The sequence below is a fragment of the Neisseria sp. P0014.S002 genome, from assembly GCF_051958295.1.
GTDB classification, from domain to species: Bacteria; Pseudomonadota; Gammaproteobacteria; order Burkholderiales; family Neisseriaceae; genus Neisseria; species Neisseria flavescens_B.
This window is the reverse complement of record NZ_JBQCVO010000004.1, coordinates 57,340-76,957: the sequence shown is the minus strand read 5'-3', so window position 1 is coordinate 76,957 and position 19,618 is coordinate 57,340. Positions and strand designations below refer to the sequence as shown.

The following is a 19,618-nucleotide window of genomic DNA, read 5'->3' as shown; positions in this document are numbered from 1 at the left end:
TTTCAGACGGCCTGAATTTGTGATTTTATGAATAACACCAAGGATAAATAAGATGATAAAACTATACGGTATTCCCAATTGCGATACTGTTAAAAAAGCGCGCAGTTGGTTGGCAGAAAACGGCATCGAGTTTGAGTTTGTAGATTTTAAGAAAAATGCCCCGACTGCTGAATTAATTGATGGCTGGTTGGAGCAGGTAGCTTTGGAAATTTTGCTCAATAAAAGAGGCACGACTTGGCGCAAATTGGATAAAGATGCGCAAGAATCTGCCGCCACAAAAGAAGGAGCGATTGCTTTGATGGTGGAAAATCCCAGCATCATCAAGCGGCCTGTATTGGTCAAAGAAGGACAGGTTCATGTCGGATTTTCAGTAGAAGCGTATCGGGAAATTTTCGGATAAGGCATTTTTAGGTTTTTAGGCCGTCTGAAAAAGCAAGCCTCGAAAAAATACGTTACAATACGCGCTTTGAGCCTGTTTTCAGGATTTTAAGATTTTTGCGGCAGCATTTTCCGGCTGCCGCGCCAAACTTTTCTTTCGGATAAATATGTTCCATATTGTTGAAAAATATAAAACACCCGCCCAGATTGTTTTAGGTATCATCGGTCTGACCTTTATCGGATTCGGTGCCAATAACTTGTCTTCGCCGGGTTCTGATTACATTGTCAAAGTCGGGGATGAGAAGGTCAGCGAGCATGCTTTACAGATTGCGATACAAAATGAGCAGGCTGCCGGCAATAATGCACCTTCGCGTGATGCTATATTCCAATCTTTATTGCAACGTGCTTACCTGAAGCAGGGTGCCAAGCTGATGGGCATTGCTGTGTCTCAGGAGCAAATCAAGCAAGTTATCGTGGATGATCCGAATTTCCATGATGCTTCCGGCAAATTCAGTCAGGATTTGCTCAAGAAGTATTTGGATCAGCGCAAAATGACAGAGGATCAGTTTGTTGAAGATATCCGCGAACAGTTTCAGTTGCAAAATCTGTTGAATTTGGTGCAAAACGGTGCGTTGGTCAGCGATGCGCAAGCGCGTCAGTTGATTAACCTGACCCAAGCCACCCGTACCATCCGTTCATTTACATTCAGCCCTGAAGCATTTGCGGCACAAGTAAAAGTAGATGATGCGGCTTTGCAAAAGTATTATGAAGCGCATAAGAAAGATTACTTGATTCCTCAAGCCGTTAAACTGGAATATGTGGCTTTGAACATCAAAGATTTGGCTGACAAGCAAACCGTCAGTGCGGAAGAAGTACAAAAAGCTTACGATAGCAAAAGCGTAGATTTGTCGCCAAGAGCCGAAATTGCGCATATTTTCATTCCTGTTATACCTAACGGAGATGAAGCAAGCAATGCGGAAATTAAAGCCGAAGTAGATAAAATGGCTGCAGAGCTCAAAGCGCACCCAGATGCTTTTGCCGAGCTGGCGGCCAAGTACTCCAAAGATTTGTCCAGCAGCAACAAAGGCGGTAATTTGGGCTACCTAAGCAAAAGCGGCGGCAGCGGCTTTGGACCTGAATTCGATAAAGCGGCATTTGCATTGGGCAAAGGCGAAGTCAGCGATACTGTTAAATCGTCTTTGGGTTATCACGTCATCAAAGTTTTGAATGTCGAAGCTGAGCCGACTTTGGAACAAGCCAAAGCACGTATCGAAGCAGCCTTGAAATTGAAAAAAGCAGCTTCTGCCTTTAACGCGGCCAAAGAAAAATTGGGTGAAGATGTCTTCAATGATCCATCTTCTTTGGCAAAAGCAGCCGCCAATTCAGGCTTGAAAGTGGAAAACCTGGATGAATGGGTAACCAAAGCGGGTGCGAAAGAAGCCGGTTTGCCTGAAACGTTGATTAATGCTGCGTTTAGCGACGATGTACTGAAGAAAAAACACAATTCTGAAGTCATTGCCATCAATAACGAAACCGTTTGGGTCATTCGTGCGAAAGAAGTGCGCGAAGAGAAAATTGCACCATTTGCAGAAGTTAAAGACACTGTCCGCGCAGCATATCTGCGCTCTGAAGCCGCCAAACTGGCAGAGAAGAAAGCCCAAGAAACTTTGGCTGCGTTGAAAGCCGGTAAAGCTGCCGACGTTCAATGGTCGCCTGTTTCGCAATTGAGCGCGCAAGATGCACGTAGAACCATGTCTCCGGAGGCTTATGCGGCTTTGTTGAAAGCGCGCCCTGTCGACGGTAAACCTGCGTATGCATTGTTGGAAGGTATGCCTGCACCGGTGATTATGGAAGTTCAGAGTGTTTCTGCTCCTGAAAATGCCGACTCACAGATTCCGGCTGCCAAACAGGCTTTGGTTCAGCAGCTTTCTGCCAATGTGTTCGATAATTTACTCCAGTATTTGGGTAAGAAAATCGATCGTACGCAAGGCGCACAGCAAGTTAATAATGCTGCCGAATAAGCAGAGTATTTGAGTAGGGCAGCCGGATGAATTCCGGCTGTTTTCTTATTTTTAGCTATCTTTTTAAAGGCCGTCTGAAATCATGAGTAAAAATCCTGATGCCTTTGTCCGCTTGATTAATGCATTAAAAATCCTGCCCAATGTCGGCCCGAAATCCGCTCAACGTATGGCTTACCAGCTTTTACAGTATAAACGCGAAGAAGCTCAGGAGTTGGTGGATGCTTTGCAGTTTGCCTTGAGACAGGTGCAGCATTGTCGGATGTGTAATACATTTTGCGAAGGCGATTTGTGTGAAATTTGTGCGGACGAAAAACGCGAGAAAAGCCGCTTGATGATTGTGCATATGCCGGCGGATGTTTCCAGTATGGAGGCGGCTAATTGCCATGATGGCCTGTATTTTGTTTTGATGGGGCAAGTCAGTCCGGCGCAGGGCATGGATATTTCGGCAGTAGCGTTAGATAAACTGGTTGCCCGTTTGCAGGCGAGTGATATTGAGGAAATTATCATTGCAACCAACTTCACAGCTGAAGGCGACGCGACAGCGTATGTATTGGCGGAATTGTTTAAAAATCTTCCTTATAAAGTCAGCCGATTGGCAAGGGGAATCCCTTTGGGCGGCGAGATGGAATATGTGGATGCCGGTACTTTGGCTCAGGCTGTTTACGATAGAAGAAATATCCAATCTTAAATGCCAATACAAAAAGGCCGTCTGAAAGTCTTTCAGACGGCCTTTTCATTGATTAAATCAGATTATTTGCAGCTGACGCCTTGAATTTGAGGCGTATCGCCGTTGCCGACTTTGAATGCGCATTTGGTTGCGCTGCTGCCGGACACGGTAACAACACCGTTTCCGCTGTTGAGGCTGACAGGTTCTTTTACGCCCATGCCGACAGCAGTGGCTGCCAGTTTTTGAACATCGGCGTCGGAGTAAGCGGTATTGTTTGAACTGATTTTGATTTCTTTGGCGGCATATGCATTGAAGCTGAATGACAAACCTACAGCTACGGATACGAGGGCCAAGAATTTTTTGCTGTTCATTAGTGTATTTCCTTTTTGATGGTGACAAAGTGTGTCACAGCTTCAGAATAAGGGCGATTGGCAGATTGTGCAAGTTTTTCGACGGAATTTACGGGAAGATACATGGTTTTACATACACTTTATCCCTGAATGCTACATCAGTCGGGCAATCGGACGACCTGTCGGTTTTACGGTACAATAAGCCTTTTTTGACAAACGAATGAGGCATTTTTGAATGGCTTCTTTAGAAACTTGGATAGGCCTGCGCTATCTGCGTGCGAAAAAACGCAATGGCTTTATGTCATTTATTACCATGATTTCAATCGCCGGTATCGCCTTGGGTGTAACGGCGCTGATTGTGGTGTTATCGGTGATGAATGGATTTCAGAAAGATATACGAGGTCAATTGTTGAACGTCGCACCTCATGCGGAAATTGGCTATTATGATGTCGGCAGTGCGCCGGGTTGGCAGAGTTTGCGCGAATTTGTAAAAGGCAAAAAAGAAGTATTGGCCAGTGCTCCTTTGGTTTCCGATCAGGCATTGCTTGCCAATTCCGGTGAAGTACGTGGTGCGCAGATAAGCGGTATTTTGCCGACTGAAGAAAAGAATGTCGTTGATTACGGCAAGAACATGCCTACTGGCAGCTTTGATGATTTGAAGCCAGGTGAGTTTAATATTATTTTAGGGCAAGTTTTAGCTCAGGAGTTGGGTGCAGAAGTTGGCGGAAAGGTTACGGTAATTACGCCGGATGGTAATGTTACTCCTGCTGGGGTGGTACCACGATTAAAGCAGTTTAATGTAGTCGGTATAGTGAAAACCGGTGTTTATGAAGCTGATAAAACTTCAGCATTGATACACATTCAAGATGCACGAGTGTTGTATCGATTGGATGAAAATTTCGGGGCGCTACGTTTGCGATTGGCTGATCCGCAAAATGCGCCGTCTTTTACAGCTAAGTTGATTCCAGATGCTAAAAAAGATGAAGTATGGGTGCGTGACTGGACGTTTAATAACCGCAGCTATTTTGAAGCCGTTGAGTTGGAAAAACGCATGATGTTCATCATTTTGACGCTGATTATCGCAGTTGCTACGTTTAACCTCGTCTCGTCTTTGGTAATGGCAGTAACGGAAAAACAAGCCGATATTGCGATTCTGCGCACGTTGGGTTTGTCTCCGGGTGGCGTCATGAAGATTTTCTTGGTGCAGGGCGCATTTGCGGGATTCTTCGGTACGCTTGTAGGCGTGGTATGCGGTGTATTGCTGGGTTGGAATGTCGGCAAGATTGTCGCGTTTTTTGAAGACCTGTTTGGCGTGCATTTGATTAATTCACAGGTTTATTTCATCGATTACCTGCCTAGTGATGTGAACTTGAAGGATGTTGCCGTTATTGCCTGCATTTCGCTTGGTTTGGCATTTATTGCCACACTGTATCCGAGCTGGCGTGCAGCAAAAACCCAACCTGCGGAGGCTTTGCGTTATGAGTAAGACAATTTTGAAATGTACTGGCGTTGGCAAAAGCTATAATGACGGCGCATTGAATGTACAAGTGTTGAATCATTTAGATTTTGAAGTTGCCGAAGCGGAAAGCGTGAGTATCATCGGTTCGTCAGGCAGCGGTAAATCCACATTGCTACACCTTCTTGGTGGTTTGGATATGCCGTCTGAAGGCAAGGTGATACTGATGGATCAGGATTTGGGCGGTTTGAGCCAAAAACAGTTGGGCGAATTGCGCAACCGTTATTTAGGCTTTGTGTATCAGTTCCACCATCTATTGCCTGAGTTTTCTGCTTTGGAAAATGTCATGATGCCGCTTTTAATCGGCAAAATGCCCAAAGTGATGGCTGAGGAGAAGGCTGTTAAGATGCTGAAAAAGGTTGGCTTGGATAAGCGTATGCTGCACCGTCCAAGCGAACTTTCCGGCGGTGAGCGTCAGCGTGCGGCGATTGCCCGTGCTTTGGTTAATGAGCCGAAGTGCTTATTGGCAGATGAACCGACGGGGAACCTTGACCGTAAAAATGCGCAAAATGTGTTGGACATGATGCTGGATTTGAAACGCGAATTAAACACCAGCCTGATTGTGGTGACCCATGATGACGAGCTGGCTGAGCGTTTCGACCGGGTAATGACCATGAAAGACGGCAGCCTGCAAGTGCTGCAATAAGGTTATTATTTCAGGCAAATATTTTATGCTTTGAAAGGTATAATAGAGGCCGTCTGAAAAATAGGTTTTCATTTATGGAAACGCTGTTTTTCAGACGGCCTTTCTTTTTTCCGTATCAATCAATCCTGAGCCATGAATCCGACCGACTCTATCCTTTCCTCTGCCGCAGATGTGGCCATAGCGTTTTTCCGCCGTCACGAAGTACAGGGTGCATCCGTTATTGAGCCTTATGTGGTTCGACTGTTTGCAGCCTTGCAAAACGGGCATTCGTTTATTTACTTGGATAAAGCGGATGTTGATGCCTTAAGTAACTTGCCGAATTTGGTCGGCAATGTGGACAAACCGCTTATCCTGCAAGGCCGGAAATTGTTTTTGGGGCGGATGTGGCAGTTGGAGCATGATTTGGCTGTTGAAATCAAACGGCTGGCCAGTGCAGAGGCGAAAGAAGTGAATTTTATGGCGGCTTCAAAAAGTCTGAGCGATTGGTTTGATACTAAAGACAGTAAAGAGCAACGGGATGCTGCGGCTTTGGCTTTGCTGCAAAACTTTATGCTGATTACCGGCGGGCCGGGTACGGGGAAGACGACGACCGTAGCAAAGCTTTTGGGTCTGATTTGTAATAACAGTACGAAGCTGCCCCGTATCGCGTTGGCGGCGCCGACAGGCAAAGCGGCTGCGCATATGGCACGGGCTTTGCAGCGTGCTTTGGATGGTTTTGATTTGTCTCCAAGTATCAAAGCGCATTTGGAAAATTTGGAAGGGCAGACTGTTCATCGTTTGTTGAAACTGCGTCCTCCGCAAATGCGCCCTGCGTTCAATCATGAACATCCGCTTGCTTTGGATGTTTTGGTGGTGGATGAGGCTTCAATGTTGGATTTGCCGCTGGTGTTGGATTTATTGCGCGCCGTGCCGACCGGCTGTCGTCTGGTGTTGCTTGGCGATGAAAACCAGTTGCCGTCGGTTGGCTTGGGAGCCGTGTTGGCGGCATTATCGCGTCCGACGGCTTTGGATAAAGAAACCGCTGAAAAGTTGGAAGTGTACCTGCCTAATCATGGCTTTGAGATTAAAGGGCAGCCACAGGCTTTATCGCAAAACAATGCCAAATTGACGTTCAGCCACCGTTTTGGTGCAGACAGCGGTATTGGTTGTTTGGCAAGGGCGGTGGTGTCCGGGGAAAAGCAAACTGCGGTCGAACAGTTTGACAAGTTCCCCAAAGAATTGGAAATGAAATCAGGCCGTCTGAAAGAGCAGGTTGCCTTGCTGTATCAAAAGCAACAGGATTATTGGCAGGCCGTGGCAGAGAATAATGTTGCACTCGCCTATGGTCATGCTGCCGATGTGGTGGTATTGGCGGCTTGGCGGCAGGATGCGGATGATTTGAATCAGGCTTATCAAGAATACCTGCAACGACAAGGCAAGGTTTCGGGCGAAATGCCTTGGTTTGCCGGACAAATCATCATGATTACGCACAATGATTACATGCTGGAAGTGTTTAATGGCGACATCGGGCTGATTATGCCGGATAAAGAATCGTTGAATGGCTTGTCTGCATATTTTCCTGAGAAAGATGGATTCAAAAAAATTGCCATCAGCCGTTTGCCCGATTTTGAATCGGCTTTTGCCATGACGGTGCATAAGAGCCAAGGTTCGGAATATCGGGAAGTATGGCTGTTGCCTCCGTCAGTGCCTGCAACGACGGAAAGCGAAGAGGAAGCCCGCGGTTTGGATAAGGCTCTGCTTTACACAGCCATTACCCGTGCACGTGAACGATTTGTGTTTTGGGGAAATGCGGAGGAATTATGTCAGGCTGTGGGATGCCATCAAAAACGCAGGACGGCATTGGCCGATGCCTTGAAATGGCAGTTTGAACCGCCTGATGAGCAGGCTTCCGTTTGACCTGAATCAAGAGGCTGTCTGAAAGAGGATAAAGCGTTTAAATCTGCTTGACTGATTACACTAATTTACATACGATAAAAATAATTAGTAAATAAAATGAATAATTTATACAAAATTCATAACGTTGTACGCTTTATCGAATACTTCACTTTCAATACCTTCTTTTGGAGAGTCGGCATGAAATTTCAAACCAAACTGATTGCAACCTGTATTTTATTGGCTTCATCCTCTTATTCTTTGGCAGAAAATGCTGATGGCGGACGTGATGCGGCGGCTTTGACCACTACTAATGATTACGTCAATTCCGGCAGTATCATTCGCAAAGATGACGATAAAATCAGCATTTTCAATGATTTGTTGACTGTGAATGGTGGCTTGCGCGTACGTGCAGATACCAAAGACATCAATGCCAACAACAGCAGCATCAATCCTACGCCTGAAGATACCAATGCCAATTTCAATGCGGAGTTTTGGTTACGCGCAAAACTGTATAAAGATTGGAAATTGGTGGCGCAAATCGAGCCGAATATCGATTTGGAAACTGGTAAGTTCAACGGCAATCATGATGTGCCGGTCAATAAACTGTATGCCGAAGGTACTTTGTACAACAACATTAAAGCGCGTGTCGGTAAATTTGGCGCGTTCTCTTCATACGGCCGCGTATGGGATGCCGAAGTAACCGGCGGCGAAATCTTCTTCGACAATAAAACCCTGCCTACCAAAATTTATGCAGGCCGCCGTACCGGCAGTCTGAACGACAACGTATGGGGCATTGGCGGCCGCCGCAGACATTTTGCCGCGGTTCAAAGCATGTTGCCTGTGAATGAGAATATCAACGTCGGCGCAACCGTCAGCTACATGAAAGACATCAATGTACGCGGTGCGAAGAAAAATGCGGTCTTCGGAGAAATCGGTACGGACATCAAGTTTAATGACGATTGGCATTGGATGGCCGCAGTCAGCAAGTCCAATATAAAAGCCTATAATGATGCCGGACAAAAAATCAAAAATGACGGTGTGTTCACTGAAGTACGCTATAAATTGGCCGACTGGAATGTCCGCAATTCTTACGATGTATTCTTGAACTACCGCCGTGTCGGTTCGTTGTCCGGTGTCTCTTCTGTTGAGGATTACAGCAAAAATGTCCAAGGCGTGCAAATCGGTGCGACTTATATTCCTTGGAAAAACTGGAAACTCAAAGGCTTCTATTTGGCCGGCAAACAGGTTACGCCTACCGTCGGCATGGATAAGCAGGACGTAAACGTTATTCGTGGTCAGTTAGAATATAAGTTTTAATCATCACAAATAAAAACAGGCAGGGTGTCCTGCCTGTTTTTGGTTTTCAGACGGCATGGATATAGGGCCGTCTGAAACAATGGAAGAAACGCTTTACCAGCTATCGCGCTTCATACGGTCAAGCTGGCGGCGGTCGCGTTTGGTTGGGCGTCCGTCCGGATAAGCGGCACTGATGCGGCTGGCTTGGTCGAGTTGTTTTTGAGCCTCGCGTTCGGCAGCCGTTTTCATGTCTTCTTCGTAGAGTAAACGTGCTTCCGGTGCCGGGCGGCGTTGATGATTGAGTGCGGCAACTTTGAATTTGTAGGGTAGGGAGTTCAAAGTCATGTCGATGGTGTCGCCGGCAGAAATATTTTTGCTGTTTTTCACTTTTGAGCCGTTTACCAAAACCCTGCCCAGCTCAATATGTTTTTGTGCCAGCGCGCGGGTCTTGAAAAAGCGCGCGGCCCACAGCCATTTGTCCAAGCGCATGGACGAATTGTCATGATCGTTTTTCATAGCCTGTTTGAAATGATTGAACTGAATTGAAGTTTATCATAAGATACGGCACTTCATGCGTTTAGTGCAGCTATACTATTTCTTTGTTAAAGGCCGTCTGAAAGATTTTTTATTGCAAAAGATGGCAGTTTCCCTTTGAGAAATGCTGTCAAATACGTCTGATTAGCGTATCATGTCAGCAACCGTTACCGAGAGCTTTGTTTTATGAAACCCGTTTTTTTGGACTTCGAACAACCCATCGCCGAATTAACCAATAAAATCGACGAGTTGCGATTCGTACAAGACGAATCTGCCGTCGATATTTCCGACGAGATTGCCAGACTGAAAAAGAAAAGCAGAGAGTTGACCAAGTCGATTTTCAGCAAGCTGACTCCGGCTCAAATTTCACAAGTGTCCCGCCATCCGCAACGTCCTTATACTTTGGACTACATCAACGGTATTTTTACCGATTTTGAAGAGCTGCACGGCGACCGCCATTATTCTGACGATCATGCCATTGTCGGCGGTTTGGCGCGTTTCAACGGCCAAAGCGTGATGGTTATCGGTCATCAGAAAGGCCGTGATACCAAAGAAAAAATCCGCCGTAATTTCGGTATGCCGCGTCCTGAGGGTTACCGTAAAGCACTGCGCTTGATGAAGACTGCCGAAAAATTCAATATTCCGGTCATGACCTTTGTCGATACCCCGGGCGCGTATCCGGGCATCGGCGCGGAAGAACGCGGTCAGTCTGAAGCCATTGGCCGTAATTTGTACGAACTGACCCGCCTGCATGTGCCGGTATTGTGCACCATCATTGGCGAAGGCGGTTCAGGTGGCGCGTTGGCAGTGGCTGTCGGCGACTACGTCAATATGCTGCAATACTCGACTTATTCGGTGATTTCTCCCGAAGGTTGTGCCTCTATTCTTTGGAAAACTGCTGAAAAAGCAGCAGATGCCGCGCAAGCATTGGGTATTACCGCCAAACGCCTACAAGAATTGGATGTCATCGATAAAGTAATTGATGAGCCTTTGGGCGGCGCACACCGTGATTTTGAAACCACGATGAAAAACGTTAAAACCGTTTTGGAACAGCAATTAAGCGAAGCGCAAAGCATGACTATGCCTGACTTGCTTTCTCGCCGTTTCGACCGCATCATGGCTTACGGTAAATTTACCGATAAATAAGTTTGATTGTTGAAAAAGCAAGCAGATGCCGCAGCTGCTTGCTTTTTTTGTGTTCTATTTTTGAGTCATTCACAATTTCAGGCCGTCTGAAATGTCACAAGTATCCCCTGATTCCCTATTTAAAAGTTTTCAAACAGCTTTTCCTGATTTGCCGAGCCATACTGTTGTTGAAGTTGGCTTGAGTGGCGGATTGGATTCTGTCGTCCTGCTGCATCTTTTGCATCGGATGCGTGAATTTCGCCATTTTGATTTGCGTGCCGTCCATGTTCATCATGGTTTAAGTACCAATGCCGACAGCTGGGCTAAATTTTGTCAGGATTATTGTCAGTGTCTGAATGTTGCCTTGCGGGTGTGCCGTGTCAATGTGGAAAAACAAGGAAAAGGTTTGGAAGCGGCGGCCAGGGCTGCCCGATATCAGGCATTTTCAGACGGCCTGAAGAAAATCATTGTTTTGGCCCATCACCGCAATGATCAAATTGAAACATTTATGTTGTCGGCTGTGCGCGGGGGCGGATTGCGCGGTATGGCGGCCATGCCGGTATGGCGTGATTTAAATGAAGAGATTCAAATCTGGCGGCCACTTTTGGCATTTCCTCGTCAGGAATTGGCTGAGTATGCGCAACAATGGGGGCTGTATTTTGTCGAAGACGAGAGTAATGAAGACTCAGGCTATTTACGCAATTGGATGAGAAATCAGGCTTTGCCGCAATGGCAGAAGCGTATTCCGAATTTTGAGCAGCAAATTTGTGCCAATGTTCGATTATTGCAGGAAGATTTGCAGCTTTTAGATGAATTGATTGAGTCTGAATACCAGCGCATCAGCCCAAACGGAATATTCAGCATCAGCCTGTGGCGGCAATGTACGCCGCTTTTGCGTCGTCGGCTGCTTTGGTATTTTTTGCGAAAGCAAACGGAATCATTGCCGTCTTATTACAGTATTGCCGATTTTGCCCAAGTATTGGAAACCGCAGATCAGGCGCAGTTGAATTTGCCAGACGGGGAACTAGTCGCATATCGGGACAAGCTGTTTGTTTGTCAAGAAAGTGAGTTTCAAAAACTGCCTTGGTGTAATGGCAGCGAAGTTCGAGGCCGTCTGAAAGATATTTTACTGGAAAATGGTTTTGTTTTATTACCGTTTAAGGGAGGTTTGTCAGAAGAGGAGCTGGAGAAGCAGGTGGTACTCCGAAATGTGGTCAAGAGTGATGTGATTCAGTCGGGGCAGAGGGAAAAATCAGTCGAAAAACTATTGCAAGAGTGTCATATTGTGCCACTCGTCCGTAAATATTGGCCGATTATCTTAAGTATGGGCAACAAGTGCCTTGCTGTTGTTAATCTTCGGGTGGGAAGCGATGTTCAAATAGGGGAAGGCTATCTGCCTGTTCATGAAAAGTTAGCTAAATATATAGCAGAAAAGTAAAGGGAATAACTTTAAATTTAGTAAGTATTAGTAATTTAACTACTTGTGCTAAGTGTATATATAATAAGCAATACAGCTTATATTAGAGCATCTGCACGAATAAACTTTTGCGATTAAATGTAATCTTGTGGAACTATTTCAAAGCGATGCTGTCTTTATTGTGCACAGCACGCTTTACTATTTTTTTGGTTTAAAGCAGTAAAACGATTAAAGGTTGGGTATGAACGATCGCCAAATAGATCAAGTTTTGGTGGAGCGCGCGCAGAAAGGTGACCATAAGGCATTCGAGATGCTGATGTCCAAGTATCAGCGTCGGCTAAACAGACTGATTTCCCGTTTTATTCAGGATGAGCATGAAGTGCACGATGTAACCCAAGAGGCAATGATTAGGGCTTATCGTGCGCTGGTTAATTTTCGAGGTGAGAGTGCATTTTATACATGGCTGTACCGTATCGGTATCAATACGGCAAAGAATTTTCTGACTACTTCGGGTCGCCAGTTTTTTGTCAGTTCGGAAGCAGCCAATGAGGAGGGAGATGTTCTTGATTTAACCGATCAGATTGCGGATTACCATACGCCGGAAGCTGAAATGATGAATCGGGAAATCTTGCAGACCGTCGAAGCAAGCATTGCGCAACTGCCAGACGATATGCGTCAAGCCATTACGCTTAGGGAAATGGATGGCTTGTCTTATGAAGAAATAGCTCGGGTAGTGGATTGTCCGATAGGTACTGTACGTTCGCGTATTTTCAGAGCGCGTGAACTGATTGCAAAAGATTTGCGGCCGCTGTTGGATACTTCTGAAGATCAAAGGTGGTGATAAAAATGAACGACAAAACAAATAAAGCATTGGAGTATGTGTCTGCATTGATGGACGGTGAAGCATTGACTGATGAAATGCTGGATGCTGTATTGGCAGACGAGGAGGCCTTGCGCGCTTGGCATGAGTACCACATTATCGGCGACTGTATCCGTCAGGGTGCGGCGGCGAGTGTTGCTGGTGAAACCATGCAAAGCAAAGCATTTACAGTGCCTCAAGCTGAAGGCAAACAGGAAAAATATGCTCAGCGTGAAGCGGCCAATAGCGGCTTCTTCAAATTCTTCGCGGCCGCAGCCAGCGTGTGTGCGATTGCTGTTGCAGTATGGCAATTTACACCGCAAACTTCTCGTGAGTCTATGCCAGTTGCAGAGAAGTCTAATGTTCAGCCTGCCCAAAATATCATTCCGGTAAGCGGTACGCCTGTTGAAAAAGCAGCTTCCGAACCTGGCGAGACTGTTATGCCGAATGCGGCAAAAGACGGCAAACTTGAAAATCGTCCGACTGTTCGCACCGAGCAGCAAAATGATCAACAGACTGTTGTACAGTAAAAAATGAAATCATGTAAAACCCTTGCTTCATTGCAAGGGTTTTTTATTTCCGAAGTAAAACCGTCAGGCCGTCTGAAAGCATAGCTTCAACGAAGTCAAAACAGTTATAATGCGCTCCATGAAACTGATTACTTCTGCTCAAAACGAACAGCTCAAACATTTATTCCGTCTGCTGACGCAGGCCAAAGCAAGGCACGAAAGTGGTGAAACCGTATTGGAAGGCGTACATCTGCTGCAAACTTATTTGCAAAGCGGCGGTACGCCCAAACAGGTTTATCTGCCTGAAAAGAAACAGCAGCATCCTGAAATTCAAGAAATTGCAGCGCAGTTGGACGAGGGATTGATTACTTGGGTCGGTAACGAAGCACTGTCTAAAATCACCAGTCTGACCGATGCCGATGATGTGATGACTTGGATTGATATTCCGCAGCAGGCAGGCTTGCCTTCAGACGGCGATTGCGTGGTATTGGAGCGGGTACAAGACCCAGGCAATGCAGGGACGATTTTGCGCAGCGCGGCAGCGGCCGGAGTCAGGCAAATCGTGTGCGGCAATGATTCCGTGGATATCTGGTCGCCCAAAGTGTTGCGAGCGGGGATGGGTGCGCATTTTCTGCTGTCGATTTTCAGTCGAGTGGAATTATCCGCTTGGATGGAAACGTATCAGCATCAAATTTGGGCAACTGCCTTGGGCGGTCGCAATATCGGTTTGTATGAAATGGACCTCAGTCAATCTTGTGCTTGGGTGTTTGGCAACGAAGGTAGCGGTGTGAGTGAAACGGTAAAAGAGAAGGCCGATGCCTGTGTCAAAATCCCCATGTTGGGGCAAACCGAATCCTTGAATGTCGCGATGGCGGCGACGGTTTGTCTGTTTGAACAAATGCGGCAGCGTATCCATACCGAGGCCGTCTGAAAACAATAATACGATTTTACTTTAAGGAACAAAAATGCAAATACTGACTTTTGATGAAGCGGCACGCAGCCGATTGATGGAATTGCTGGATGCCAAATCCGAAGCCCACAACACCATGCGTTGTGATGAGGTTCAAGGTTTTATGATGGCTTTATTGAGTGGCCCAGATGCTTTGAATCCAACCAACTGGCTGCCTGAGATTTTGGGTGAGGAATCTTTGTTTGATGCCAAAGAGCGCACTGAAATCGAACGTTTGGTCATGGCCATGGCCGCCGATATGCGCATGAAACTCAACGAGAAAATTCTGCCTGATTTGTGGTTTTATGAAGATGAAGCCGGCAATCCGGATTTTTACACTTGGTGTAACGCCTACCTTTACGCACTGGATATTGTGCCTACCGATTGGTTTGAAGCAGTCGATCAGGAAGAGTTTGAAGATTTGTTCTATCCGATTATGGCTTTGGGCGGTATCTATGACGATGAAGAAAACGGCGAAGTTATCTTGCATCTGAATGAAAAAGAGCTGACCCAGCTGGAATCTGATTTACCGCATGTCCTGCTTGATATTTACTGGTACTGGCAGGCCATCATCAATAAGCCGCAAACCGTACGCCGTGAAGGCGAAAAAGTGGGTCGCAACGATCCTTGCCCATGTGGCAGCGGTAAAAAGTATAAAGCCTGCTGTGGCAAATAAATCATGAAATAAAAAGGCCGTCTGAATGCTTGAAATTCAGACGGCCTTTAATGTTTTTTGTTTAGAAGAATGAGGCTAACCAAACAAACAGGATGGTTAGCGCAATGGTCAATGCACAGCCGATTTTGGCTACGGTACCGATGATGAAGCCGATAAACGTACCGATACCGACTTTGCCTGCTTGCCAAGTGTCTTTGCGTGCAATAAATTCGCCGATGGCCGCGCCGGTCAACGGGCCGAGCAACAAGCCGGGAATGGAGAAGAATGCGCCGACGATACCGCCGATAAACGCACCCCAAACCGCGGTTTTACTTGCGCCGGTATATTTTGCACCCAATGCACCCGCCACATAGTCCATCGCAGTACCGAATACGGCAACGATGGCCAAAAAGGTCAGCGTACCCGAGCCAAACACTTGATAATCGCCGGCATAACCCAACAGCCATGCGCCACCAAACATCAAACCCAATCCGGGCAAGGCAGGGTAAATCGTTCCCAGAATACCGACAACAATGGCGATCAAGCCGAGAACTATGAGAACAGCAGTCATGAGGTTCCTTTTGAATTTAAGAGTGTAATAACGGCAGTATTATGGGCACTTTTTGTTATATTTTTTGAGAGATTGTGCAATAAAATGAAAAATTATCCGGAGGAGCATTCAATTAAAATTGATGGGTAAATATCTGAACTCATTATTGTGAATCACGCTGTGGATAATTAAATAAATTTTTATTCAAATATAAAAGCAGGCCTACCAATACAGCCAAGTACACTGCAACCCAATACGCATCCGTATAACCAATAGCCTTGGCCAGCTGCAGGGCGGAGAAACCGGCCGCGTAACTGCCGAGCAGAACCACGGAGAATTGCAGGCTGCTGTCGAGTGCGGCGGTGGCGCGGTCGGATTTGTCCATCACCAACGCCAGTATTACCGGCAGCAGCAGCGTGTAGCTCAGACTCAGGGCGATGATTTGCGCGGGCGGCAGCCAAGGGTGGACGCGGACGAGCACGTCGATGGCGGTCATGGACACCAAAAGCGGCAGTTGCAGCGCGTAGAGCAGGAACACGAGTTTGCGGCGCGGATAATTGCGCGAAAACCAGCCCGATAGCGGCGTAACAATCAGGCAGGCAACAGGAATACCCACCGCCAGAATCCCGCCCGTCTGCTTCGGGGTGAAGCCCAAATCCGCCAGTTTGGGTACAAAAGTCGCCGCTGCAAACGCATACGGTGCGGCAACGGCAAACAGTAAAACCAGCCACCGCCAGCCCGTTTCAGGCCGCCGCCAAAAGGAAACCAGCCGCGCTGCCAACGCCGTCCAACTGCCTTGCGCCGTCGGGCTGTCCGGCTCGCGGTAGCACAAGAGTTGCAGCAACATCAGCAGGCTGAACGCCAGCATAAAGCCTGCCGCCGCCGTCTGCCCGTATTCCTGATACAGCCACAATACCAGCGCGCCGCCTATCATCTTGCCGCCGCGCGCCGCCATCGTCTGAATCACGCCGCCGAAACCTCGTTCGCGGTGTGGCAGGACAATGCACGACAAGCCCAGCATCGCGCAGCCGTACACCGCCGACATTGCCGAGAGCAAAACACAGCAGGCCAGAAGCAGCGGGAAGTTCTGCGTTATGTCGGTGCAGGCTATTAGCCCGAACACTGCCGAAAGCCCCAGTGTCGCCGCCAGCAGCCAGCCGCGAAACCGCCCGAACCGCCCCGCCGGCCGTCGCTCCATCAGCGCGGCAAACAACACCTTCGCCGCTTCGATACCGCCGATTAAATGTATCCAGCTCAGTTGATTCAGGCTGTAACCGTGGTTTTTCAAAATAGCGACCAGCGCGACCAGATAAAAACCGGTCAGCGTGAATTTGTAGGTACTGCCGCCGATAAGCAGTAGCCAGTCGCGTGAGTTTGGGGAAGTCTGATTGTCGAACATCACATGATTCTTCTGAGAATGAGGCGAATAAAGGTACAAGGCCGTCTGAACACATTGGGTAGCAATAGTTGATTTGTATTTAAGACCTGTAAGTAATGGGTCTAGTATTTTTTTAGACAGCCTTCAACGCTTCTTCTGCGCGAAGCAGGGCGGTTGTTTCATCTGCTTCGACGATATAGTTCACGCCCAATGCGGGGCCGAGTTTGGACGATTGTTCGCGGAAGAATTGCAGTTGCGCCGCGTCGGGTTCGATGAGGAGCATGGCGGCGCAGTGTTCGGCGAGTTGCGGCCGGTGTGCCTTTATCCATTCGATGTAGGTTTTGCGGTCGGCAATGCGCTGTTCGTCGCTTACCTGCCGCCGCATGGGTGTGCAGACGGTAGCGAAGCGGCGGTTTTGGTCTAACAGGGTTGAGAATTCGACCAGCCAGTCGGCGAAGTCGGCGACGTGGGTCAGGTCGGTCAGGTAGATGGTGCCTTCGGGCAGGGTTTTGGCGGGGGTGAAGTAGTGCATGGGATTCCTTTGGGTGTTTTGGAGGAATAAACGGTAGGTCGGGCATAAATGTCCGACCTATGTTTTTTCAGACGGCCTCCATCATTTCAGCTTCGCCTAAAACTTCCATTCCGCGCTCACGCCCACGCTTCTGGGGCGTTGGTAGAGCGCGTCTTGGCGGTCGGCGCTGGAAATGAATATGGGTTGGCGGCGGTTGAACACGTTGTCGGCGTAGAGTGAGACGCGGCCTTGTTTGAAGTTGTAGGCGGTGTAGAGGTTGACTTGGTTGTATGCGCTGATTTTGCCTGATTCGGCATTGTCAGCAGCGGAGTAGTAGCCGCCGTAGAAGCGCACGTCGCCGCCGGCTTCCCAGCCTTTGTCGTTCAGGTATTTCACGCCGATGTTGGCGGTGTATTTGGGCGCGCGGCCGAGTTTGTTGCCTTCGATGCCGCTGTCGGGATAGCTTTTGATTTTGGTGTTGAGCAGCCCCAGTCCGGTGGTGAGTTTCAGGCTGTCGGTCGCCTGCCAGTCGGCGGCAAGTTCCGCGCCGTAGGTATGGACTTTTTTGGCGTTGCGGATGACGACGGAGTTGGTGCCGAGATAGAAGGGGAGCTGCATGTCGCGGTAGTGGTTCAGGAACAGGTTGCCGGAGAGTTGCAGGCGGCGGTCTGCGCTGCGCCAGCGGGTGTACCACTCGTAGTTGTTCACATATTCGGGTTCATAAGTGTAGGTTACGACGGGGCGGCCGAAGGTGATACCCGCGCCGCCGGGGTTGTAGCCGCGTGCGGCTTTGATGCCGCTGACCCATTGGTCGGTGGGTTTGAAGGCAATGTCGATTTTGGGCAGGAACACGGTCTGGCCTTTGTCTAAATCAAGGTGCAGTGCGCCGCTGCCGCCGCTTCTTTTGTGCGTTTCTTTTTCAAGGCGGGCGGCGGCCGTGATGTCCCATTTTTCGCTGGGGCTGTATGTGGTTTCGGCAAACAGGGCGCGCACGCTGTTGCGGTCGTCAAAGGTGTTGCGGCCGCCGATGCTACGGATATCTACCCATTCGTCTTGTTTGCTGCGGAAGTAGTGCAGCCCGGCAAGGCCTTTCAGACGGCCTTTGTTGGAAAAATGCAATACCGGCTCCCATTGCAGTTCGCGGCCTTTGAGTTCGGCGGGCACGCCTTGCGGGCTGACGGTCATCGGCAGGTGCAGCCGCTCGTTGTGGTAGCGGCCGTAAACTAGTTTGTTTTCCAGTTTCAGATAGTCGTTAAGCTGCCACGATACGTCCCAGATGCCCGATGTCGAGCCGGTTACGAACACGGGCTTTTCTTTTAAAAAACGGCGGCTGGCGGTATTGCCCATGATTTCGTTTTGCGGCGCGCGCGAACGGATGTGGTTCAGCGTCAGGCGGCTGTAAAAATCGGGATGGTTTTCGGGCGTGAGCAGGAGTTTGAAGCGCACGTTGGTGTTTTCCACTCGACGCGGGTTGCCGGTCGGCTCGTAGGACACGAACGGCTCGTAGCTTTCACGCTGCTGCCGCTCCGCGCTCAATCTGAAGGCAAGGTTGTTTTTCACAATCGGGCCGGATACTACGCCGGCGATGTTGCGCGTTTTCTGGTTGCCCAAACCCAAGCGCAGCGCACCTTCCCATTCGTCGGTCGGGTCTTTGGAACGCATCACCACCGCACCCGCCACAGCATTCTGCCCGCGCACATGGCTTTGCGGCCCGCGCAAGACTTCCACCTGCTGCATGTCCCACAGCGACTGCGTGCCGAAGGCATATTCGTTGTAAGTGGCAGAACGGCCGTCTATGGACAGGTTCAGGCGCGGCCTCGTGCCCGCGAAAAACGCCACCGCGCCGACGGCGGGGCCGGAGCCGTCTACGCCGCGCACGGTCGGCAAATCGTTGCCGCTGCCCAAGTCCACCGTGTTCACGGTCTGTTTGAGCAGGTCGGTCGCGGAAAGATTGTGGCCGCTGCGGTCAATGTTCGGCGTGGTGAAAACGCGGTTGGACGTGGCGGTTTCAAAGCCGCTGCGGTTGGTGCGTTCGCCGGTTACGACGACTTCTTCTAACTGCACCTGTTCCGCATCTTGCGCCGCATCAGCGGCATAAATCCATTCGGAAGCAAAGGTGGCGGCAATCAATAGAGGCAGGCGGCGGAGGGAGGGTTTCTGCATTTCCTTATCCTTTTAGACGGCATACGTCGGAGCTGATTGAACATCAGATAATCCAATCGCTTCGGCAGTATGCAAATATTTGTGTTTACACATTTACATAAAACAAACTATTAATGTAAAGTATAAGAAATAAAAAACAGGAATGCAAGTGTTTATCATTCACTTTAATTCCTCTCTTATAATAAATTGTCTAAAAAAATTCCTTCTCTATTTTAGGGA

General features: G+C 48.4%; 19 protein-coding genes. 13 read left to right on the top strand and 6 right to left on the bottom strand.

The window, feature by feature from the left end; genetic code table 11:
- Positions 1-52 precede the first annotated feature (52 nt).
- From ACTHSX_RS05755 to recR, 3 genes are all read left to right on the top strand, one after another.
- The gene (locus ACTHSX_RS05755) at positions 53-400 is read left to right on the top strand and encodes an ArsC family reductase (RefSeq protein ID WP_440377072.1); all 348 of its coding nucleotides are present in this window, start codon (positions 53-55) and stop codon (positions 398-400) included.
- Positions 401-545: 145 nt separating this feature from the next.
- Positions 546-2,399, top strand: coding sequence for a SurA N-terminal domain-containing protein (locus ACTHSX_RS05750; protein WP_440377071.1), 1,854 nt, complete (start codon positions 546-548; stop codon positions 2,397-2,399).
- Positions 2,400-2,481: 82 nt separating this feature from the next.
- Positions 2,482-3,087 (top strand): recombination mediator RecR, encoded by a 606-nt coding sequence (gene recR / locus ACTHSX_RS05745; protein ID WP_003679078.1) that lies wholly within the window; start codon positions 2,482-2,484, stop codon positions 3,085-3,087.
- A 62-nt stretch (positions 3,088-3,149) separates the two neighbouring features.
- Here recR and ACTHSX_RS05740 read toward each other — a convergent pair whose 3' ends face one another.
- The gene (locus ACTHSX_RS05740) at positions 3,150-3,437 is read right to left on the bottom strand and encodes a hypothetical protein (RefSeq protein WP_003683377.1); all 288 of its coding nucleotides are present in this window, start codon (positions 3,435-3,437) and stop codon (positions 3,150-3,152) included.
- A gap of 214 nt (positions 3,438-3,651) precedes the next feature.
- Between ACTHSX_RS05740 and ACTHSX_RS05735 the strand changes: the two genes are divergently transcribed.
- The 4 genes from ACTHSX_RS05735 to ACTHSX_RS05720 all read left to right on the top strand — a co-directional run bounded on the left by ACTHSX_RS05735 (position 3,652) and on the right by ACTHSX_RS05720 (position 8,770).
- Positions 3,652-4,902 carry a lipoprotein-releasing ABC transporter permease subunit gene (locus tag ACTHSX_RS05735; protein WP_440377070.1) on the top strand — a complete coding sequence of 417 codons (1,251 nt, stop codon included), beginning with the start codon at positions 3,652-3,654 and terminating at the stop codon, positions 4,900-4,902.
- A complete protein-coding gene (lolD, locus tag ACTHSX_RS05730) occupies positions 4,895-5,578 on the top strand; it encodes a lipoprotein-releasing ABC transporter ATP-binding protein LolD (protein WP_440377069.1) in 684 nt (227 codons plus the stop codon). Before ACTHSX_RS05735 ends, lolD begins: the two co-directional genes overlap by 8 nt.
- A gap of 132 nt (positions 5,579-5,710) precedes the next feature.
- Positions 5,711-7,474, top strand: coding sequence for an exodeoxyribonuclease V subunit alpha (recD, locus tag ACTHSX_RS05725; RefSeq protein ID WP_440377068.1), 1,764 nt, complete (start codon positions 5,711-5,713; stop codon positions 7,472-7,474).
- Between the two features lie 96 nt (positions 7,475-7,570).
- Complete coding sequence (locus ACTHSX_RS05720) at positions 7,571-8,770, top strand: hypothetical protein (protein WP_440377067.1); 1,200 nt, start codon at positions 7,571-7,573, stop codon at positions 8,768-8,770.
- A gap of 93 nt (positions 8,771-8,863) precedes the next feature.
- On the opposite strand, the gene ACTHSX_RS05715 is transcribed toward ACTHSX_RS05720, so the two are convergent.
- Positions 8,864-9,265, bottom strand: a complete 402-nt coding sequence (locus ACTHSX_RS05715) for an RNA-binding S4 domain-containing protein (protein WP_003679090.1) — start codon at positions 9,263-9,265, stop codon at positions 8,864-8,866.
- Between the two features lie 204 nt (positions 9,266-9,469).
- Between ACTHSX_RS05715 and ACTHSX_RS05710 the strand changes: the two genes are divergently transcribed.
- The 6 genes from ACTHSX_RS05710 to ACTHSX_RS05685 all read left to right on the top strand — a co-directional run bounded on the left by ACTHSX_RS05710 (position 9,470) and on the right by ACTHSX_RS05685 (position 14,818).
- Positions 9,470-10,429 (top strand): acetyl-CoA carboxylase carboxyltransferase subunit alpha, encoded by a 960-nt coding sequence (locus ACTHSX_RS05710; protein ID WP_250579779.1) that lies wholly within the window; start codon positions 9,470-9,472, stop codon positions 10,427-10,429.
- Between the two features lie 190 nt (positions 10,430-10,619).
- Positions 10,620-11,846 carry a tRNA lysidine(34) synthetase TilS gene (gene tilS / locus ACTHSX_RS05705; RefSeq protein ID WP_440379656.1) on the top strand — a complete coding sequence of 409 codons (1,227 nt, stop codon included), beginning with the start codon at positions 10,620-10,622 and terminating at the stop codon, positions 11,844-11,846.
- Between the two features lie 220 nt (positions 11,847-12,066).
- Positions 12,067-12,666: an RNA polymerase sigma factor RpoE gene (gene rpoE / locus ACTHSX_RS05700; RefSeq protein ID WP_004519728.1), complete on the top strand. Its 600-nt coding sequence runs from the start codon at positions 12,067-12,069 to the stop codon at positions 12,664-12,666.
- A gap of 5 nt (positions 12,667-12,671) precedes the next feature.
- Positions 12,672-13,214: a sigma-E factor negative regulatory protein gene (locus tag ACTHSX_RS05695; RefSeq protein WP_440377065.1), complete on the top strand. Its 543-nt coding sequence runs from the start codon at positions 12,672-12,674 to the stop codon at positions 13,212-13,214.
- Between the two features lie 118 nt (positions 13,215-13,332).
- The gene (locus ACTHSX_RS05690) at positions 13,333-14,124 is read left to right on the top strand and encodes a TrmH family RNA methyltransferase (protein WP_440377122.1); all 792 of its coding nucleotides are present in this window, start codon (positions 13,333-13,335) and stop codon (positions 14,122-14,124) included.
- A 34-nt stretch (positions 14,125-14,158) separates the two neighbouring features.
- The gene (locus ACTHSX_RS05685) at positions 14,159-14,818 is read left to right on the top strand and encodes a YecA family protein (protein WP_049348483.1); all 660 of its coding nucleotides are present in this window, start codon (positions 14,159-14,161) and stop codon (positions 14,816-14,818) included.
- 61 nt (positions 14,819-14,879) lie between these two features.
- Here the strand turns inward: ACTHSX_RS05685 and ACTHSX_RS05680 are convergent, their stop codons facing one another.
- From ACTHSX_RS05680 to ACTHSX_RS05665, 4 genes are all read right to left on the bottom strand, one after another.
- Complete coding sequence (locus ACTHSX_RS05680) at positions 14,880-15,368, bottom strand: DUF456 domain-containing protein (RefSeq protein ID WP_063075298.1); 489 nt, start codon at positions 15,366-15,368, stop codon at positions 14,880-14,882.
- Between the two features lie 142 nt (positions 15,369-15,510).
- Positions 15,511-16,746 (bottom strand): MFS transporter, encoded by a 1,236-nt coding sequence (locus tag ACTHSX_RS05675; protein WP_440377064.1) that lies wholly within the window; start codon positions 16,744-16,746, stop codon positions 15,511-15,513.
- A 112-nt stretch (positions 16,747-16,858) separates the two neighbouring features.
- Positions 16,859-17,257, bottom strand: coding sequence for an extensin (locus ACTHSX_RS05670; RefSeq protein WP_295849144.1), 399 nt, complete (start codon positions 17,255-17,257; stop codon positions 16,859-16,861).
- Between the two features lie 96 nt (positions 17,258-17,353).
- On the bottom strand, positions 17,354-19,399 hold the full coding sequence (locus ACTHSX_RS05665) for a TonB-dependent receptor (protein ID WP_440377063.1): 2,046 nt from the start codon (positions 19,397-19,399) through the stop codon (positions 17,354-17,356).
- Positions 19,400-19,618 lie beyond the last annotated feature (219 nt).

Bases quoted from the DNA above. Each gene is read 5' to 3' on its own strand.
- ACTHSX_RS05755 (WP_440377072.1), top strand. From the start codon at position 53: ATGATAAAACTATACGGTATTCCCAATTGCGATACTGTTAAAAAAGCG.
- ACTHSX_RS05750 (WP_440377071.1), top strand. From the start codon at position 546: ATGTTCCATATTGTTGAAAAATATAAAACACCCGCCCAGATTGTTTTA.
- recR (WP_003679078.1), top strand. From the start codon at position 2,482: ATGAGTAAAAATCCTGATGCCTTTGTCCGCTTGATTAATGCATTAAAA.
- ACTHSX_RS05740 (WP_003683377.1), bottom strand. From the start codon at position 3,437: ATGAACAGCAAAAAATTCTTGGCCCTCGTATCCGTAGCTGTAGGTTTG.
- ACTHSX_RS05735 (WP_440377070.1), top strand. From the start codon at position 3,652: ATGGCTTCTTTAGAAACTTGGATAGGCCTGCGCTATCTGCGTGCGAAA.
- lolD (WP_440377069.1), top strand. From the start codon at position 4,895: ATGAGTAAGACAATTTTGAAATGTACTGGCGTTGGCAAAAGCTATAAT.
- recD (WP_440377068.1), top strand. From the start codon at position 5,711: ATGAATCCGACCGACTCTATCCTTTCCTCTGCCGCAGATGTGGCCATA.
- ACTHSX_RS05720 (WP_440377067.1), top strand. From the start codon at position 7,571: ATGAATAATTTATACAAAATTCATAACGTTGTACGCTTTATCGAATAC.
- ACTHSX_RS05715 (WP_003679090.1), bottom strand. From the start codon at position 9,265: ATGAAAAACGATCATGACAATTCGTCCATGCGCTTGGACAAATGGCTG.
- ACTHSX_RS05710 (WP_250579779.1), top strand. From the start codon at position 9,470: ATGAAACCCGTTTTTTTGGACTTCGAACAACCCATCGCCGAATTAACC.
- rpoE (WP_004519728.1), top strand. From the start codon at position 12,067: ATGAACGATCGCCAAATAGATCAAGTTTTGGTGGAGCGCGCGCAGAAA.
- ACTHSX_RS05695 (WP_440377065.1), top strand. From the start codon at position 12,672: ATGAACGACAAAACAAATAAAGCATTGGAGTATGTGTCTGCATTGATG.
- ACTHSX_RS05690 (WP_440377122.1), top strand. From the start codon at position 13,333: ATGAAACTGATTACTTCTGCTCAAAACGAACAGCTCAAACATTTATTC.
- ACTHSX_RS05685 (WP_049348483.1), top strand. From the start codon at position 14,159: ATGCAAATACTGACTTTTGATGAAGCGGCACGCAGCCGATTGATGGAA.
- ACTHSX_RS05680 (WP_063075298.1), bottom strand. From the start codon at position 15,368: ATGACTGCTGTTCTCATAGTTCTCGGCTTGATCGCCATTGTTGTCGGT.
- ACTHSX_RS05675 (WP_440377064.1), bottom strand. From the start codon at position 16,746: ATGTTCGACAATCAGACTTCCCCAAACTCACGCGACTGGCTACTGCTT.
- ACTHSX_RS05670 (WP_295849144.1), bottom strand. From the start codon at position 17,257: ATGCACTACTTCACCCCCGCCAAAACCCTGCCCGAAGGCACCATCTAC.
- ACTHSX_RS05665 (WP_440377063.1), bottom strand. From the start codon at position 19,399: ATGCAGAAACCCTCCCTCCGCCGCCTGCCTCTATTGATTGCCGCCACC.